Origin of the sequence: Lentzea californiensis (assembly GCF_024648825.1) — a bacterium.
GTDB lineage: Bacteria > Actinomycetota > Actinomycetes > Mycobacteriales > Pseudonocardiaceae > Lentzea > Lentzea californiensis.
The window spans coordinates 17,746-34,300 of sequence record NZ_JANBBE010000009.1 but is presented as its reverse complement, the minus strand read 5'-3'; the positions used below and the strand labels follow the sequence as shown (position 1 = coordinate 34,300).

Genomic DNA, 16,555 nt, shown 5'->3' with positions numbered 1-16,555 from the left:
GAGCAGCTGTGACCTGGACCGGCCTGCACTGCAGGGTGAACTGGAACCGAGCGGACCTCGACGCCTTCATCGCCGACGCCCTGGCCCCCGTGATGGCCGGCCAGGAGTGGTACTTCCTGCGCTACTGGGAGACCGGCCCACACCTCCGCGTCAGGATCAAGAACGCGCAGAACGCCGACAAACTCGAGGTACAACTGCGGGAACTCATCGCGGCGCAGGACTTCGAGCAGCAGCAGGGAGAACCGGACTGGCTCCCGCACGGTGACGTCCGTGAGGCCGAGTACGTCCCGGAGACCGAACGGTACGGGGGCGCGCGAGCACTGCCGATCGCCGAAGAAGTCTTCTGCCACAGCACAGGCGTGGCGGTCGCCGTGCTCAAGGCGACCCGCACGGACAGCGCCCGCCTCACCGCCGCCATCGACCTCACGATCGCCACGGCGAAAGCGCTCGAGCTGAACCTGCCCCAGGCCGCGAGCTGGTTGCGCAGCCTCGGTTCCGGCTGGCGCAACGTCCGGGAACAGGCGCCCGTGCCCACCATCGGCTCCCAGCACGCCGCGAACCAGCTCCTGGCCAAGCGAGGCCGTGACCTGGCCGCGCGCTGGCACCGCGAGCCGCGAGGCGCGGTGGCCCACTGGCGGACCACGATCAACGAGGCCAAGCAACAGCTCGACGTCTGGCTGCCGTACGTCTGGGCGTCACAGCTGCACATGCTGCTCAACCGCATGGGCATCACCCCCAACGAAGAGCGCATGATCTGCTGGACCACCGCGGCCGCCGCCATGTCCCCCGACGGCCTGACGGACTTCCACGACGACGGCGAGACCGCACCGGACCGCCGCTACCTGGAGGCGAGCAAGTTCCTCCCGGGCTTCCACGACCAGCTCCCCCGCAAGAACGCGGCTCCCCGCCAGTCGTGGCCGTCCACCACCTCACTGCCCTCCACAGTGGACACCGACACGCTCAGAGCCCGCAGGACCAGCCGCGACCTCACCGGCGACCTGAACGCCGAACAGCTCGGCACCCTGCTGTGGAACGCCATGTCGCCGAAGGACGGCAGGTGGCCGTACCCGAGCGCCGGAGCCCAGTACTGCGCCAGGATCAGGCTCATCGCGCTGGACGTCGACGGCCTGGCCCGCGGCCGGTACGAGGTCAACGAGGTCGAGCGCGCCCTGACGTGGTTCGGCGAGGCGCCGTCGATCGACGACCTGGAAGCGACCTCGATGTGGTTCGGCCCCGGCACCACCGAACTGGCTGGAACCCCAGCCGTGCTGGCCCTCTACATCAGACTCGGCGCACTGCGACAGACGTACGGCCTGCGAGCGCTCAGGTTCGCGTTCACCGAGGCCGGGCACCTCGCCCAGAACCTCACCGTCACGGCGGCGAACCTGGGCATCCGCACGGGGCTGGTCGGCGGGTTCTACGACGACATCGCCCACGACGTCATCGGTCTCGACGGCGTGAACGACGCTCTCGTCTACTTCCTGCCGCTGGCCTCAAATCTCGACTGAGTCCAGCAGGACGTCCACCGCCGGCTCGATCGCCGCCGCCGCCCGCGCGTCCCGGAACCGGCGCTCGATGCCGAGATCGCGGCGGAAGGCCGCGTCCCCGCACACCTTCATCGCCAGGTCCGTCACCGCGACGGCGGCCTCGGTCGCGGTGACCGCCAGCAGCCGGACGCGGTCGGCGGACCGTTCCGGATGCCACGTCACCGCGGACAGCGTGTCGTTGTACAGCACCCGGAGCGCGTCGGTGCGCAGCCGCATCCGGGCCAGGTCGGACCGGGTGCGCGGATCACCGCCGCCGAGGTGCCCGACGGCCGCCGCCAGCGAGCCCTCCATCAGCCCCAGCGACACCGCGGCCCCCAGCACCATGAACCACGGGAACGCCAGCTCCTCCGACCACAGCCGGTTCGACGCGGGCACTCGCACGGGATCCGCCTCCACACAGGTGGCGACGGTGCCTCGCAGGCCCATCCCGGCGTGATCGGCCGGGACCAGCAGCCCCGGTGCCTCCGCGGGGACGAGCCACAACGCCGTGCCGCACGACCAGACGTAGCTGTCCGCCTCGCCGGCCGCGATCACCCAGCTCTTGCACGCCCGCACCTGCACGACATCGCCGTGCGTCGACATCTCGCCGGACGGACCGAAAGCCGCCAGCGTCGACAGGTGCCGGCCCGCCGCGATCTCGGTCCGCAACCAGTGCGGGCCCGAGCGGTCGAGCACGGCGGCCGCGGAGTAGTGCGAGCGCAGCACGGAAGCCGTTGCGCCGCAGACCTTGGCGACCTCCTCGACCACCCTGCCGGCCGACCGGGCGTCCTGGCCTCCCCCGCCGGCCGTGCGGGAGATCGTCATGCCCAGCAGGCCCCGCGCGCCCAGGGCGTTCACGGCGGCGCGCGGGAACCTGGAGTGCTGGTCGACGTCCGCGGCGTTCGGTGCCACCACGGTCTGCACGATGCGGAGCAGGTCCGCCCGGTACGTCACGTCGGCGGGTAGAGCGAGTAGGAGGGGAAGTTGCCGTACGGCCGTTCGTCGGGCGGGCCCTCGGTGACGGCGTGGACCAGCAGCGAGCCGCCGACGAACGCGCCGCGCCAGGAGGCGCCGCGACCGCCGAACACCTCGTCCCGGTCACCCCTCGACCGGGGCTTGTTGATGCCGACCTTGAACGCCTGCACGTCCTCGCTCAGCCGCCGCGCGGTGGCCTCGTCGTCGCAGGCCAGAGACGCGACCAGCGCGCCGTTCGAGGCGTTCATCGCGGCCAGCAGCTCGGCCTCGGTGTCGACCAGGACGATCGTGTCGACCGGCCCGAACGGCTCGGCGTGGTGCAGCACCGACGAGCGCGGCGGGTCGAGGATCGCGACCGGCGCCAGGTACGCGGCGGTCTGCTGGCCCGGCAGGAACCGGCCGGAGTCCGCCGTTCCCCGGTACAGCGGCACCCCGCCGGCCCGGATCGCCTCGTCCACGACGTCGCCGAGCTCCTTGGCCTTCGCGTCGTTGATCAACGGTCCGAAGTCGAGCTCCGGCGGCTCGTCATCGGGTGCGGCGACGGCGAGCGGGTGCCCGAACCTCACGTCCCGCACCGCGGGCAGGTAGACGTTGAGGAACTCGTCGAACAGCGACCGCTGCACGACGTACCGCGGGTAGGCGGTGCAGCGCTGCTTGCCGTAGTCGAACGCCTTGCGGATCTGCGTGCCGAGCATCTCCCAGGAGTCGGTCTCCCACACACCCCAGCAGTTCAGGCCCTCCTGCTCCAGCACGTGCCGCCGGTTGGAGTCGACCAGGCGCGTCGCGATGGAGCTGCCGACGTCGCGACCGCCCACAAAGGACACGCAGCCCAGGAATGACGACCCGGCCAGCACCGGCGCGAGCTCGCTCCCGCTGCCGGACACGAGCGTCAGCGGCAGCCCCGACCGGACGGCCAGCGCGGTCGCCAGCGTCAGGCAGCTGACACCGCCGTCCGTCGGTGCCTTGGCGATGACGGCGTTGCCCGCCAGCACCTGCACCAGCATCGCGTGCATCAGCACGCTCATCGGGTAGTTCCACGAGGCGATGTTGCTGACCGGGCCGTTCAGCGGCGAACGGCCGGCCAGCATCGAGTCGATCTCCTCGACGTACCAGCGCACGCCCTCGATGCAGCGGTCGACGTCGGCCGTGGCGAGCCGCCACGGCTTGCCTATCTCCCACACCAGCAACAACGACAGCAGGTCGCGGTGCTCGGTGAGTGCGTCCAACGCCTCCGACACCCGCGCCTTGCGGTCCGCCAGGGACACGTTGCGCCACTCGATGTGCTGGTCGACGGCCGCGACGACCGCCCGTCCCGCGACGTCGAAGTCGAGGAACGGCGGGCCCGCGATGGTGGAACCGTCGACCGGACTGGTGGCGGGCACCGGTTCGCCGGAACGACTCCACTCGCCGCCGAAGTGGTTGAGCAGCCGATCGTCCTGGAAGGCCTCGGGTGCAACGGACACGCATCGCGCGTACACGTCGTTCCACGAGGTTCCTGGCTTGAGGATCAACGACATCGGAGCGCCCTCCCGGATGCTTGATCAGCGGTTTTGCACGTGCTGCCAGCCGAAACGGCCCTTGATGCACAGGTTTCCGTGCGTGACCGTGCTTTCGTGCGGCGACGTGACCTTCACGATCTCGTTGTCCTGCACGTGCAGGGTGAGGTTGCACCCGACCCCGCAGAACGTGCAGATGGTCGTGGTCTGCGTCTGGGCCTCTTCGTCCCAGGTGCCGTCCTCGCGCTTGTCGTGCTCGCGCTTGAAGCTCAGCGCACCCGTCGGGCAGACCTCGATGCAGTTCCCGCAGTAGACGCAAGCGCTTTCGGGTAGCGGGGTGGAGAACTCCGTGGAGATCCGCGAGTCGAAGCCGCGGCCGGCCACCGAGATCGCGAAGGTGTTCTGCCACTGGTCGCCGCACGCGTCGACGCACTTGTAACACAGGATGCACTTGCCCAGGTCGCGGACGTACAGCGGATTGTCCACTTTGATCGGTTGCCGCACGGTGGCGGCGGTCTGGCCGTCGGGTTCGTCGTGCTCACCCGCCCGGCGGTCGTCCCGGTCGTCCGACGGCGGTGCCGGCGGGCCGAAGCGGGAGGGGTCGGCACCGCACGCGGACATCCACTCGTCCACGTGCGGCGTGGTGGAGAGGTCCGACGCGGACCCGAGAAGTTCCAGCACCAGCTTGCGGCTGTGCTTCGTGCGCTCGGACTCCGTGTGCACGACCATGCCCGGCTCGACCTTGCGCGAGCACGACGGCACGAGCGTGCGGGCGCCCTCGACCTCGACCATGCAGACGCGGCAAGCGTTTGCCGGCTTCAGGGTGTCGCCGTAGCAGAGCGTCGGGATCGACTTCCCCTTGGCGGTGCAGGCGTCCAGGATCGTGGCGCCTTCCGGCACGCGCACGGACTCGCCGTCCAGGGTCAGCTCGACCAGGCGCTTCGGCAGGCCGATCTCGACGATGGTCATGACCTGGCCTCCTCTTGCCCGAATGATTCAATACAGCCCAACCGGTCGAGGGCTGACTCGATGGCGTTCCAGGCTGTCTGGCCCAGACCGCAGATGGACGAGTCGCGCATGACCTGCCCGACCTCCCGCAACAACTGGAGATCCTCCGCGCTCGTGCTGAGCGGGCGTTTGCCCACCAGCCGGTGCATCGCCTCCTCCTGGCGCACGGTGCCGATCCGGCACGGCACGCACTGACCGCACGACTCGTCGCGGAAGAACGCGGCGATGCGCAACAGGAAGCTGCCCAGGTCGGCCGTGTCGTCGAGCACCAGCACGACTCCGGAGCCGAGCGTGGTGTTCGCCGCCCGCGCGTCCTCCATGGTGAGCGGCAGGTCGAGCTCGTCCGGGCGGACGAACCCGCCTGCCGCCCCGCCGAGCAGTACCGCTCGCAGCTCCCGGCCTGGCGGCACGCCACCCGCCAGGTCGAGGAGTTCCCCGAGCGTGGTGCCGAACGGCACCTCGTACACGCCCGGACGACTGACGTTGCCCGACAGGCAGAACAGCTTCGGGCCCGCCGAGCCGGAGGTGCCGATGCGGGTGTAGGCCTCGCACCCCTCCGTGAGGATCACCGGCACGTTGACCAGCGTCTCCACGTTGTTGACCACCGTCGGTTTGCCGAAGAGCCCCGACTCCACCGGGAACGGGGGCTTCGACCTCGGTTCACCGCGGAAGCCCTCGATGGAGTTGAAGATCGCCGTTTCCTCGCCGCAGATGTACGCGCCCGCGCCGCGGCGGATCTCGATGTCGAACGAGAAACCCTCGTGGCCCATGATGTTCTCGCCGAGGTAGTTGCGCTCGCGAGCCCTGGCGATGGCGTTGCGCAGCAGGTGCAGCGCCTGCGGGTACTCGCCGCGCAGGTAGAGGTAGCCGCGCGAGCAGCCGGCCGCGAACCCGGCGATCGTCATCGACTCGATCACCGCGTACGGGTCACCCTCCATCAGCAGGCGGTCCTTGAACGTGCCGGGCTCGCTCTCGTCCGCGTTGCACACCAGGTAATGCGGGCGCACGGGCTGGCGGGCGGTCGCGTCCCACTTGCGTCCCGTCGGGAACGCCGCACCGCCGCGGCCCATCAGCTTGGCGTCGGTGACCTCGCGGATCACCCCGGACGGCCCCAAGAGGAGTGCCGTCCGCAACGCCGCATAGCCGCCCGTCGCCCGGTAGTCGTCGAGCGACTCCGGGTCGACGACGCCGACCCGCTCGAGCAGCCGCAGGCCGGGGGAACCGGCCTGCGGTACCTCCGCACGCCCACCGTCCACGTGGGAGGGACCGGCGGCCGCCACCGCGAGCACCTCCTCGGCGGTGGTGGGCGCCAGGAGCTGCTCCGCCGCCACCTCCCCCGCCTCGAACGCGAGCGCGACCGGAGCCTTCTCGCACACCCCGAGACACGGGCTGCGCAACCAGCCGCTCTTCGCCCCCGCCGGACCGAGCTCGCCGGTCAGCCTGTCGCACAACGACTTCGCGCCGTTGACCTGGCAGGCCAGGTCGACGCAGACGTGCACGACCTTCGCCGGCCGTTCGGACAGCGAGAACAGCGAGTAGAAACTCGCCACCCCGTACGCCTCGGCCGGAGGAACGTGCAGGACGCGGCAGATGTGGTTCAGCGCGCCCTGGCTGATCCAGCCGACCCTGTCGTTGACCGCGTGCAAAGCGGGCAACAGCTGGTCCCGGCCCATGCCGGTGAACAGGTCCACGACGACGCGTTCGGCCTCGGACGGCTCGACGTCGAGCAGTTTGAGATCCACTCAGCCCACCTTCACCGGAAGCTTGTCGATGCGGATTGCCGCGGCCTTGTACTCGGCCGTTCCCGCGATCGGGCAGGTCGCCTCGATCGTGAGCACGTTGACGTCGATCTCGTCCGGGAAGTGGAACGTCATGAACACCAGGCCCGGCGTCAGTCCGTCGTCGATCCGCACCGGCGCCTGGATCTGCCCGCGCCGGCTGGTGATCTGCACTTCCTCGCCCGCGGCGACCCCGAGCGTCTCGGCGTCCTGCGGGCACAGGTCGAGCGTCTCGCCCATGCGCAGCGGCGACTCGAACCCGGCCGACTGCACACCGGTGTTGTAGGAGTCGAGCCGCCGCCCGGTGGTGAGCCGGAACGGGAACTCGTCGGTCAGCTCGTCGACGGGCGGGCTGTGCGGCACCGGCGAGAACGTCGCGGGCATGCCGCGCTTCACCGGGTCCTCCTCCCACAACCGGCCGTGCAGGAAGCTGGGTTCGAGGGAGTCCTCGTCCGGGCACGGCCACTGGATGCCGCCGAGCTCCTCGAGCCGGTCGTAGGTCATGCCGGTGTGGATCGGTGACAGGCTGCGCAGCTCGTCCCACACGTCCTGGCCGGTCTTGTGCTGCCAGTCCGCGCCGAGCCGCGTCGCGATCTCGCCCATGATCTCGATGTCGTCGCGCGCACCCTCGGGCGGAGTGAGTGCTTTCCTGACTCGCTGAACCCGGCGCTCGCTGTTCGTGAACGTGCCGTCGGTCTCGCACCAGGCCGCGGCGGCGGGCAGCACGACGTGCGCGAGCTGCGCGGTCTTGGTGAGGAAGATGTCCTGCACCACGACGTGGTCCAGGTTGGACAGTCGCTTGATCGTGTGCTCGCAGTCGGCCTCGGACTGCACGGGGTTCTCGCCGACGATGTACACGGTGGTCATGTCACCGCGTTCCATCGCCTCCAGCATCTGGGTGAGGTTCCAGCCCTTGGAGGCCTTGAAGTTCGAGCCCCACGCGTCGTTGAACTTCTTGGCGACGCCGGGATCGGTGATGTCCTGGAAGCCGGGCAGCCGGTCGGGGATGGCGCCCATGTCGCCGCCGCCCTGCACGTTGTTCTGCCCGCGCAACGGGTTCAGCCCGGCGCCGTACCGCCCGACCTGCCCGGTCAGCAGCGCCAGGTTGATGAGGCTCAGCACGTTGTTCGTGCCGTTGTGGTGCTCGGTGATGCCGAGCGTCCAGCTGAGCTGACCGCGATCCGCCTTGGCGTAGGCGTGCGCGAGTTCGCGGATGAGCGCGGCCGGCACCCCGGTCTCGAGTTCGGCGACCGGCAACGTCCACGGCTCGACGGCCTTCACGAACTCCTGGAAGCCCTCGGTGGCCCGCTCGACGAACGACATGTTGGTGAGGTTCGACGCGATGATCTCCCGCGCGATGGCGTGCGCCAGCGGGATGTCCGTGCCGACCTTGAGCCGCAACCACCCGTGCGCCCACTTGCCGGTGCTGGTCAGCCGCGGGTCGACCACGTACAGCCTCGCGCCCTTGTTGACCGCCTTCAGCACGTGCTGGAAGAAGATCGGGTGCGCGTCCCGTGCGTTCGACCCCCAGAGCACGATCAGGTCGGCGTCCTCGATCTCCTGGTAGGAGGAGGTTCCGCCACCGCTGCCGAACACCTTGGCCAGCCCGGCCACGCTCGGGGCGTGACAGGTGCGGTTGCAGCTGTCGACGTTGTTGGTCCCGATCACGGCCCTGGTGAACTTCTGGGCCATGTAGTTCATCTCGTTGGTGGCCCTCGCACAGGAGAACATGCCGAACGCGTCCGGGCCGCCGCTGGCCACGTTCCTGCGGAAGCCCTCTGCTGCCTTGTCCAGCGCCTCGTCCCAGGTGGCCGGCCGCAGGACTCCCGCGTCGCGCACCAGTGGCTGGGTCAGCCGCACGTAGGGCTCGGTCTTCTTCCGCCTGCTCATCGTCTGCACCTCCTGCGTCCATACTGTATGCAATCTTCGGTATGCGCTAGTCCCAGTTGCGGTTTCGTGCCCTGGGACGGCCCCTGGCTCCACGCGGACCGTGGAGATCGCGAAGTCGTCACCGGCTGGAATTCCCGACGATCTCCGCAGCCCACAGGCTTCGCGGGTGTTCTGCGCCTCCGGGCGGTGAAACGTTGCGGGAGCGCGCTCCGATTCGCTTCTCTGACGACTGGCCTGGTCTGGAGATCTCAGCGCCGTCTTCGACTCACGTGGACCATCCCCGGCGAGTGATCCATTCAGCAACGAACGAGGACGGGACATGACCGGACCGGAGATCCGCAACGAGGCGCACGCGCAGGGTTCTGGGACCGTCTTCCAGGCGGGCGAGATCCACGGGGACGCGCGGCTGGGCAACGTCATCGACAGATCGCGGTCCACGACGGTCAGCCTGGGGGCTTTCGGTGTGATCGCCGGCGTGGTGATGACCCTGCTCGCCGGGTTCGCCGTGTGGAAGCTGGTCCAGACGGACGGGTCGCCGGTGACCGCGCCGGACGGCACCGTGACGACCACGTCGAGCCGGGCGACCACGCCGGTGAGCGGTTCGCGGGCGAAAGAGGTTCGCCTGACCCGCGGAACCGGCGTGGACGTCGACGGGGACGATCCGAAGGCCACCGGCGGCGACGGCGCCAACGGTGAGGCCGACCTCTACTTGGACAGGACCAACCTCCTGTACGCCAACGGAAGTGGCTTCTTCACCGACCGCGGTCACGAGCAGAAGGCCCAGGAGCGGTGCACCGAGGCCGTCGCCGGCGGGGAGAACACCGACCCCTCGATCTTTCCCGCGGTTCCGGGCACGCAGTACTGCTTCGAGACCTCCACCGGCCAGGTCGGCTGGATCCGCGTCAAGAACTCCACGCTGTCGTCCTTCGACTCCGACGCCTCGGCGGTCCTCGCCGTGCAGGTGTGGCAGCGCTAGACGCACACGCAGTTCAGCCGCGGGTACCGGCGGATGTTCGCCACACCACCGGGACAGGACGCGCTACGCCCGCAGAACGCGTCCATCGTCCAAGCGTGAGAACGCGTCCGACACCTCGCACAGGAACACCGTGTCGCCGTCCAGATCCGGTGCCCCCGCACCGGGTTCGACCCTGGCAGGCGACACTCCCCGCGCCCTGATTGCGGCGGCGACCACCGCGGCCTCGACCTGTGCCGGGCTCGCCGCCGCGGCCCGTGCGGCGGTGGCGACATCCGCGTCGCGGTACGGCTGGAGGTCGAGCAGGCCGTCACGGATCTCGATCACGCGGCGGTACAGGCGCATCCGCATGTTCCACCAGCCGACGCGCGGGTTGAGCGCGATCCGCGGGTCCGCGTCGGCCAGCGCCCGCCAGAGCGGTTCGAGCCGGGTGTACCGGCGGTGACGCCGGCGCCAGGCCGCCACGGCCGGTACGGCGGCGCCCACCAGCACGACCAGGTGGGCGGCGTTGGGCAGCACCGCGCTCATCCAGAAGCTCCACCCCAGCGGGTAGGCGAACTCGAAGCGGCTCGACGCGACGCGCACGACCCTGTTCACCAGGTACACCAACGCCATCGCCGCACCGGCCACGACCAGGTGCAACCCGGACCGCAACGCGCGGCCGGTCGTGGTGCGGGCGTACCGCAGGCCGAGCCGGATCACGTTGCCGAACGCGGGTGTCAGCGCGAGCAGGTACGCCACCCAGTACTCGAGGACCCACGGCGCCTGGGGAAGGAGGCTCGGCTGCAGCGCGAAGCACAGGCACATCACCCCGAACATGCCCGCGGTCCACCAGGTGCTCCACCGGCTGCGCCGCAAGCCGTTGAGGTGCGCCAGGAGATCATGCGCCGACCACGCGACGAGCACCATTCCCGCGTGCCCGGCCAGCCGTGCGAGCGTGGCCGTTCCGGTCAAGTGTCCTACCGCGAGCTGAACCGCCGGGGTGAGCGCGGTCAGCGACACGGCGAGCCCGAGGAACAACCGGCGGATCGCGTCCTGGCCGTCGCGCCAGCTGAACACCATCAGCCACGCGACGGCGGGCGGCCCGTACCGCAGCAGGACCTCACCCATGGAAACCGTCGAACGCGGCGCGAAGCCGGTCGGCCAGCGTGGTGGCGGTGTGCACGCGCTGGCGGATCATCGTGGCGAGCAGCTCCGCCTCGCGTTCCTCCTCGGAGGAGTAGCCGGTGCGGCCGAGCACGCGCCGCACCAGCGCGGGATCCAGGCTGGGCAGCAGGAGCTCCGCCATCTCGGTGAGGCTCGCCGACGCCGGGTAGTGGTCGCACAGCACGTGGCTCAACTCGTGCAGCACGATGTGTTCCTGGTGGAACGGTGCGGTTTCCTCCTCGAAGAAGATGACGTCCGCGTCGTCGGTGGCGATCCAGAGACCGCACACGCCGGTGAGCCCCGCGACGGGCATCAGGTGGATCGGCTTGCCTCGGCGTGCGGCGATGCGGTCCGCGAACGACCTCACGTCGAACGGGATCGGGACGTCCAGGCCGCGCAGGAGCTTTCGCAGCCTCCGGGCGCTCACTTCGAGCCGTCCTCCTGAGGCAGGCCTTCGAGCTCGCGCACCCGCTCGACCATGTCGGCGATGGTGGCGAGGCTCTTGTCCGACAGTCCTCTGGCGCGCAGGGCGAGCTGCCGCACGGGCGCGTCACGCAACGCGTTGAGCAGCGTCAGCTCGGCGTCGATGCGGGCAGCCTCGGCGGCGTCGAAGAAGTACGCGGGCGGCACGCCGAAGAAGCCGGCCAGCGCCTCGACGTGGCGCTTGGTCGGGTTGTCCCGCACGCCCTTGCGCAGCTGCCACAGGTAGGTGGCGGAGATCGTCGGGCCGCCCTTGGCCCTGATCGCCTCGGCGACCTCCTCGAAGGTGTACTCGCCACCGTCGTCCGACCGCACCGTGCGGAACAGGTGGTCGACCCGCGCGGCCAGCACCCCTTCGTCCTCAGACATGGCGACATCCTACCGATTGGCCCATGAACTCACGTGGCACGGAATAGAGCTTTCGTCTACACGCCAGTTGACAGCTCTCGGCCATCTCAGTTTACTGCTTGCGGCGCCTCATCAACTGAGGCAAATGGAGGGGGATTCCATGCTGACCAGAACGCTTGCTGCCCTGGGGACGGCAGCACTGCTCGTGGCCACGCTCTTCAGCGGGTCCGCGGGGGCGGCCGACACTCCGGAGGTGGCCGAAGCCCTGCCTGTCACGGGCGCGCAGGTGCCGGGAACCACCGACGACGCGTTCAGCGCGGCCGCCGCGGCGCTGCCGTTCAACTTCGACTTCGAGATGTGCTGCTCGCTGGACTCGCGCCAGTTCACGCCGCCCGGCCGCCAGAACAGGGGCAAGGCCTGCGTGACCCTGCGCGGCACCAAGAGCGACGATCCGAAGTGGAAGGGCAAGATCGTCAAGGTGATCATGTGGGACGAGGACGGCATCGACGGCAAGAAGGGGCCCACGGTCGACTTCAAGCTCGACGGCACGTACTACAAGTACTGCTGGACCGGCCTCACCGTCGCGCATCCGCACCACTTCGAGATCCAGAAGCCGTGGGGACCGGCCCAGCTGTGGGGAGACGGCAAGGCCACCGGCAGCTGATCTTGGGGGAAAGGGGGGCGGGGGCCGGTGAGGTGACGCACCGGCCCCCGTTTTTTCGTCCCGTCACAGGTCCCGGCGGTCGAGGTGCTCGTGCAGCAGCCGGTCCAGTTCCCCGCGCACGTCCAGCCCGCGGGTCAGCCCGAGCACCGCCCGCGCCGGCATCGACGCCTGCTCCCCCACGACCAGCCCGATCCGCGGCACCCGCTGGGATCCTCGATGCGCACCACCCGCATCCCTTCCGGCGTGCCGAACATCTGCAACCACGCGTGGGCGATGACGCTCGACCACTTGCGGGTGGCCACATGGGCCCACAACGTCGCCACGGCGTCGGCCTCGATCACCGGCACGGGCTGCACGCCGGCGTCGGCGAAGACCGAGTCGAGGATCCGGCGGTTGCGCATCTTCGACGTCAGCAGGCACAACGGCAGCGCGGCCACGTCGGCCCACCGCGCCACCGGACGGGAGGCGATCTCCTCGTCCGCGGGCGTCAGCAGGACGTAGCGCTCCTCGTACAACGGCATCGCGCGCACCGAGTCGTCGACGTACGTCATCGCGATGTCGAGCTCGAACTCGTCGAGCCCGCGCGTGATCTCCTGCGAGGACAACGACTCCAGCGTCACGCGCACGTGCGGGTGGCGCTCGCAGAACGGCGCGGTCAGCAGGGGCGCGACCGGGAGCGCTGTCGGGATGGCTCCGATCCGGAGCACCCCCGACAGCGACGCCCTCATGCGGGACAGGTCCTGCCGCAGCGCGTCGCGGTCGGCGAGCATGCGGTGCGCCCACAGCAGGACCCGTTCGCCCTCCGGCGTCAGCGCCTCGAAACGGCGGCCGCGGGACACGATCGGCACCCCGAGTTCGCGTTCGAGCTTGCTGATCGCCGCCGACAGCGACGGCTGGGACACGTGGCAGGCCTGCGCGGCGCGCGCGAAGTGGCGTTCGCGGGCCAGGGCGACCAGGTACTCCAGCTGTCGCAGCAGCAACTCAGGACACCAGCGACGTGCGCGACAGCAGGTCGATCGCCGCGTAGACGTGCCGCAGCGTCGGCGCCGGCACGCGGGTGAGCTCGGCGATCTCCACCACGGCGGCGATGATCGCGTCGATCTCCAGCCGCTTCCCGGCTTCCAGGTCCTGCAGCATCGACGTCTTGTGGTGCCCGACGCGGCGGGCGCCGTCGATGCGCTTGTCGATGGAGATCTGCGGGTCGCAGCCCGCGGCCCGCGCGATGGTCAGGGTCTCCGCCATCATCTGCGCCACCAGGTCGCGGCTGTCCGAGTGGTCGCAGATCTCCACCATCGTCGCGCGGGTCAGCGCACTCAGCGGGTTGAACGCCACGTTGCCCATGAGTTTGATCCAGATGTCCTCGCGGACGTCCTTCTCCACCGGGCACTTCAACCCGCCCGCGATCATCGCCTCGCTCAGCGCGACGCACCGCGGGGAGATGCTGCGGTCCGGCTCGCCGATGGAGAACCGCGTGCCCTCCAAGTGCCGGATCACACCGGGCGACTCGATCTCGGTCGAGCAGTAGACGACGCAGCCGATCGCCCGTTCCATGGGCAGCACGGCGGTGACCGACCCTCCGGGGTCCACGGACTCGATCCGTTGTCCCTCGAGGGGATGTCCGGTCATGCCGTGGAAGTACCACCACGGGATCCCGTTCTGCGCCGCGATCACGGCCGTGTCCGGGCCCATCAGCGGTGCCAGCAGATCGGCTGACGACGCGTACGAGTACGCCTTCAGACCGAGGAAGACGTAGTCGACCTCGCCCACCTCCGCGGAATCCGAGGTCGCGTGTGGACGCGCGGTGAAATCACCGCGCGGGCTCAGCACCCGCACGCCGTGCTCACGCATTGCGGCGAGATGGGCTCCACGCGCGATCAGGTGGACTTCCACGCCCGCACGATGCAAAGCCGCACCGACGTAGGCACCGATCGCTCCGGCTCCGAGAACAGCGATCTTCATAGCACGCCCCGCTCGCTAATATTGCATACAGTATACGGACAACACGCCCACATCACCAGAACTGCTTTTTGTATGCGAAAAGCTGTACTCTGCCCGGCATGACCTCTTTGCCCAGTGGCCGCCGGGCGCCCCGCGGTTCACTCAGTGCCGCGGCGACCCGCCGGGTCGAACGTCCCGCACCGCTGCGACAGGCCGTCTACGACGCCTTGCTCGAGCTGATCGTCAACCGCACCCTCGAGCCCGGCCAGCACCTGGTCGAGGCCGAACTCGCCGAGTACCTCGGCGTGAGCAGGCAACCGGTGCGCGAGGCCCTGCAGCGGCTCCAGACCGACGGCTGGGTCGACCTGCGTCCCGCCCAGGGCGCCTTCGTGCACACGCCGACCGAGGAGGAGGCCGACCAGTTGCTCGCCGTGCGCAGCGTGCTGGAGACCTACTCGGCCAAGCTCGCCGCCGAGCACGCCACCGCCGCCGACGTGAAGCTTCTCAGGAAGCTGCAGAAGGCCGGCGAGGAGGCCCTGGGCACCGAGAACGTCGAGCGCCTGGTCAAGGCGAACGCCGACCTGCACGCGGCCGTCGCGGCGATCAGCCGCAACAAGGTCCTGTCCGAGATGATCGGCCTGGTCGACCGCCGGGTGCGCTGGTACTACACGCCGATCGCGCGCCCGCGCAGCCGCGACTCCTGGAACGAGCACGCCGAGCTGGTCACGGCCATCGCCGACGGTGACGCGGAACGGGCCGGCGAGGTCATGCACCGCCATGCGGAGCAGACCCGCCAGACCTACCACGACCGCAAGGCGCCCGAAGGCTCCACCGACAGCGACTGACTCGTCACTCGCGGATCACCCAAAACGGTCATTTGGTACCGTACGGGTGATCCACGACACGATGCCGGACGATTGCATACAAAACGCAGTATCCTGAATGGCGACAGGGACGGGGCCAACGGCGACCCGCGAGAGGTTTCCCACCGGGTACCCGCACGACGGACATCCGGCGGAACAGACCCCGGCCGCAGCCCTGTTCCTCCCGCGCCGCAGCACCTGTCAGGTCTCTGCGCGCCCCGGGAGCCACCATCGACAGGAGGAAGACCATGTCCCGCTTGAAGAACTTCGCTCGTTCCCTCACCGAGCCGCGCAACGGTGCCTCCGCTGACGGCCGCGCGCTGGGCCTCGGACTGTCCACCGCGCTGGCGGAACAGCGCAAGGACGCCGAGGCCCAGGCGGCCGTGGCCAAGACGCTCCGCCCCGGTTTCGAGGGCAAGGACAGCGAAGGTCACACGATTCACGGCTGAGAGTCCCTGACCGGAGCGTCTTCTTCGCTCCTTCGCGCACTCTCGGCATCCTCCACGGCGGAGCGGGCAGCCCGTCGTGAGGTGTGCAGGCTCCAGACCGTCGTGACGGCGAGCGTCGCCACGATGACCCCGAGAGACACCACGATCGGGATCTCCGGAGCCCACGAGACACCGTGGTGGTGCATCGCTTCGAAGATGAGCTTGAACCCGATGAACGCGAGCACCACCGCGAGGCCCTTGCTCAGATGCACCAGGCGGTCCAGGAGACCTCCCACCAGGAAGAAGAGCTGGCGCAGGCCCATCAACGCGAACGCGTTGGCGGTCAGCACCAGGTACGGCTCCTTGGTGAGCCCGAAGATCGCCGGGATCGAGTCCACCGCGAACAGCAGGTCCGTGGTGCCCACGGCGACCATGACGACCAGCATCGGCGTCACCACGCGCTTGCCGTCGATGCGCGTCGTCAGCGCGGCGCCGTGGTACACCGTGGTCGCCGGCAGGAACTTCTTCACCGCGCGCAGGGCGGCGTTCTCCGGGACGTCGGCCTCGTCGGCCTCGTCCTGCTTCAGCAGCTTCCACGCGGTGAAGATCAGGAAGGCGCCGAAGAAGTAGAACAGCCAGTCGAACCGCGAGATCGCCTGTGCTCCCAGGGCGATGAACACAGTGCGCAGCAACAGGGCCAGGACGATGCCGACGATGAGCACCTTCTGCCGGTACTCCCGCGGCACCGCGAACCGGGCCATGATGATCACGAACACGAACAGGTTGTCGACGCTCAGCGAGTACTCGGTGATCCAGCCGGCGAAGAACTCACCGCCGTGACCGGGCCCGGCGAACACCGTGACGCCGAGTCCGAACAGGACGGCCAGGCCGACGTAGAAGAGCACCCAGTACAACGACTCGCGGAACGACGGTTCGTGCGGTTTGCGTGCCACCAGGTAGAAGTCGAACGCGATGACGGCGGCGATGCCGCCCATCGTCGCGATCCAGACCCAGACGGGAAGATCCAACATCCTTGGCTCCT

Annotated in this window: 16 protein-coding genes; 5 read left to right on the top strand and 11 right to left on the bottom strand. The window is 69.4% G+C overall.

Annotation, left to right across the window (positions count from 1 at the left end; genetic code table 11):
- Positions 1 to 8: 8 nt before the first annotated feature.
- Complete coding sequence (locus tag LX88_RS29215; protein WP_258950981.1) at positions 9 to 1,508, top strand: thiopeptide-type bacteriocin biosynthesis protein; 1,500 nt, start codon at positions 9 to 11, stop codon at positions 1,506 to 1,508.
- Here the strand turns inward: LX88_RS29215 and LX88_RS29210 are convergent.
- Genes LX88_RS29210 through LX88_RS29190 form a run of 5 tightly spaced genes read right to left on the bottom strand, consistent with a single transcriptional unit; the run spans position 1,494 to position 8,673 of the window.
- Complete coding sequence (locus LX88_RS29210; protein ID WP_258950980.1) at positions 1,494 to 2,480, bottom strand: acyl-CoA dehydrogenase family protein; 987 nt, start codon at positions 2,478 to 2,480, stop codon at positions 1,494 to 1,496. The two genes, LX88_RS29215 and LX88_RS29210, sit on opposite strands and share 15 nt — an antisense overlap.
- Complete coding sequence (locus LX88_RS29205) at positions 2,477 to 4,018, bottom strand: aldehyde dehydrogenase family protein (RefSeq protein WP_258950979.1); 1,542 nt, start codon at positions 4,016 to 4,018, stop codon at positions 2,477 to 2,479. Before LX88_RS29205 ends, LX88_RS29210 begins: the two co-directional genes overlap by 4 nt.
- A 24-nt stretch (positions 4,019 to 4,042) precedes the next feature.
- A complete protein-coding gene (locus LX88_RS29200; RefSeq protein WP_258950978.1) occupies positions 4,043 to 4,966 on the bottom strand; it encodes a 2Fe-2S iron-sulfur cluster-binding protein in 924 nt (307 codons plus the stop codon).
- On the bottom strand, positions 4,963 to 6,747 hold the full coding sequence (locus tag LX88_RS29195) for an NAD(P)H-dependent oxidoreductase subunit E (protein WP_258950977.1): 1,785 nt from the start codon (positions 6,745 to 6,747) through the stop codon (positions 4,963 to 4,965). Before LX88_RS29195 ends, LX88_RS29200 begins: the two co-directional genes overlap by 4 nt.
- Positions 6,748 to 8,673, bottom strand: a complete 1,926-nt coding sequence (locus LX88_RS29190) for a molybdopterin oxidoreductase family protein (protein WP_258950976.1) — start codon at positions 8,671 to 8,673, stop codon at positions 6,748 to 6,750. It lies immediately after the preceding gene.
- A gap of 319 nt (positions 8,674 to 8,992) precedes the next feature.
- Between LX88_RS29190 and LX88_RS29185 the strand changes: the two genes are divergently transcribed.
- Positions 8,993 to 9,649, top strand: coding sequence for a hypothetical protein (locus LX88_RS29185; RefSeq protein WP_258950975.1), 657 nt, complete (start codon positions 8,993 to 8,995; stop codon positions 9,647 to 9,649).
- A 63-nt stretch (positions 9,650 to 9,712) separates the two neighbouring features.
- Here LX88_RS29185 and LX88_RS29180 read toward each other — a convergent pair whose 3' ends face one another.
- The 3 genes from LX88_RS29180 to LX88_RS29170 are packed head-to-tail and all read right to left on the bottom strand — an operon-like array spanning position 9,713 to position 11,641.
- Positions 9,713 to 10,756: an MAB_1171c family putative transporter gene (locus tag LX88_RS29180; protein WP_258950974.1), complete on the bottom strand. Its 1,044-nt coding sequence runs from the start codon at positions 10,754 to 10,756 to the stop codon at positions 9,713 to 9,715.
- On the bottom strand, positions 10,749 to 11,219 hold the full coding sequence (locus tag LX88_RS29175; protein ID WP_258950973.1) for a hypothetical protein: 471 nt from the start codon (positions 11,217 to 11,219) through the stop codon (positions 10,749 to 10,751). Before LX88_RS29175 ends, LX88_RS29180 begins: the two co-directional genes overlap by 8 nt.
- Positions 11,216 to 11,641: a helix-turn-helix domain-containing protein gene (locus tag LX88_RS29170; RefSeq protein ID WP_258950972.1), complete on the bottom strand. Its 426-nt coding sequence runs from the start codon at positions 11,639 to 11,641 to the stop codon at positions 11,216 to 11,218. Before LX88_RS29170 ends, LX88_RS29175 begins: the two co-directional genes overlap by 4 nt.
- A gap of 139 nt (positions 11,642 to 11,780) precedes the next feature.
- Between LX88_RS29170 and LX88_RS29165 the strand changes: the two genes are divergently transcribed.
- Positions 11,781 to 12,284, top strand: a complete 504-nt coding sequence (locus LX88_RS29165; RefSeq protein ID WP_258950971.1) for a hypothetical protein — start codon at positions 11,781 to 11,783, stop codon at positions 12,282 to 12,284.
- 134 nt (positions 12,285 to 12,418) lie between these two features.
- Here the strand turns inward: LX88_RS29165 and LX88_RS29160 are convergent, their stop codons facing one another.
- Both LX88_RS29160 and LX88_RS29155 read right to left on the bottom strand, forming a co-directional pair.
- The gene (locus LX88_RS29160) at positions 12,419 to 13,264 is read right to left on the bottom strand and encodes a LysR family transcriptional regulator (protein WP_258950970.1); all 846 of its coding nucleotides are present in this window, start codon (positions 13,262 to 13,264) and stop codon (positions 12,419 to 12,421) included.
- Between the two features lies 1 nt (position 13,265).
- Positions 13,266 to 14,243, bottom strand: coding sequence for a 2-dehydropantoate 2-reductase (locus LX88_RS29155; RefSeq protein WP_258950969.1), 978 nt, complete (start codon positions 14,241 to 14,243; stop codon positions 13,266 to 13,268).
- Positions 14,244 to 14,341: 98 nt separating this feature from the next.
- Between LX88_RS29155 and LX88_RS29150 the strand changes: the two genes are divergently transcribed.
- Both LX88_RS29150 and LX88_RS29145 read left to right on the top strand, forming a co-directional pair.
- Complete coding sequence (locus tag LX88_RS29150; RefSeq protein WP_258950968.1) at positions 14,342 to 15,067, top strand: GntR family transcriptional regulator; 726 nt, start codon at positions 14,342 to 14,344, stop codon at positions 15,065 to 15,067.
- A gap of 266 nt (positions 15,068 to 15,333) precedes the next feature.
- Positions 15,334 to 15,534: a hypothetical protein gene (locus LX88_RS29145; RefSeq protein WP_090064791.1), complete on the top strand. Its 201-nt coding sequence runs from the start codon at positions 15,334 to 15,336 to the stop codon at positions 15,532 to 15,534.
- Here the strand turns inward: LX88_RS29145 and LX88_RS29140 are convergent.
- A complete protein-coding gene (locus LX88_RS29140; protein ID WP_258951213.1) occupies positions 15,525 to 16,541 on the bottom strand; it encodes a TerC family protein in 1,017 nt (338 codons plus the stop codon). The genes LX88_RS29145 and LX88_RS29140 overlap by 10 nt on opposite strands.
- Positions 16,542 to 16,555 lie beyond the last annotated feature (14 nt).